Genomic DNA, 559 nt, shown 5'->3' on the forward strand with positions numbered 1-559 from the left:
ATTATCAGAACCAGCAGAGTTGATCGATAACTGGGAAAATATTGCTGCATACCAATTATCTAATTCGTTTGAGTGGAAAGGAACCAAAATTGATTGGTCAAAAACTCTTAAACACAAAAGTAATCAACTTTTTGGAAGCTATTCTAATTGGTTATTTACAATAAAAAAATTTATTATAGATAATGATATATCCGCTAAAATTAGAGAAAGCGGAGATATTTACTATATAAATGATTCATCTTTAAATTTTGCAGTACATTTAAAATTTAATCAATTTGATAGTTTTCTAGCTTTTGCTGTAGAAAGCATCCCTCAACATTATTATTTCTTTTATTCTTTAAATAAATGGTTGTAAATGCCCCAAACTTAGTACACAACTCACGTAGAAAATTAAGCTGCTTGTTTTAGTGTTTTATACTCAATCGGTGTCATGTTATTTAATGCCTCATGCGGTCTTTCGGTGTTATAAATCGTTAGCCATTCTTCGGTTATTTTCCTTGCTTGTGCTAAGTTGTTAAAAAGATATAAATCGAGTACTTCAGTACGATAGGTACGATTA

At 29.9% G+C, this 559-nt stretch carries 2 protein-coding genes; one reads left to right on the forward strand and one right to left on the reverse strand.

What is annotated here, in order from left to right:
• On the forward strand, positions 1–355 hold a 355-nt coding region (locus A9G44_RS07685), incomplete at its 5' end, for a hypothetical protein (protein WP_065610198.1).
• 35 nt (positions 356–390) lie between these two features.
• Here A9G44_RS07685 and A9G44_RS13105 read toward each other — a convergent pair.
• On the reverse strand, positions 391–559 hold a 169-nt coding region (locus tag A9G44_RS13105), incomplete at its 5' end, for an integrase core domain-containing protein (RefSeq protein ID WP_143426341.1).

The organism is Gilliamella sp. Occ4-3 (assembly GCF_001690675.1).
In the GTDB taxonomy this organism is placed as follows: domain Bacteria; phylum Pseudomonadota; class Gammaproteobacteria; order Enterobacterales; family Orbaceae; genus Gilliamella; species Gilliamella bombi.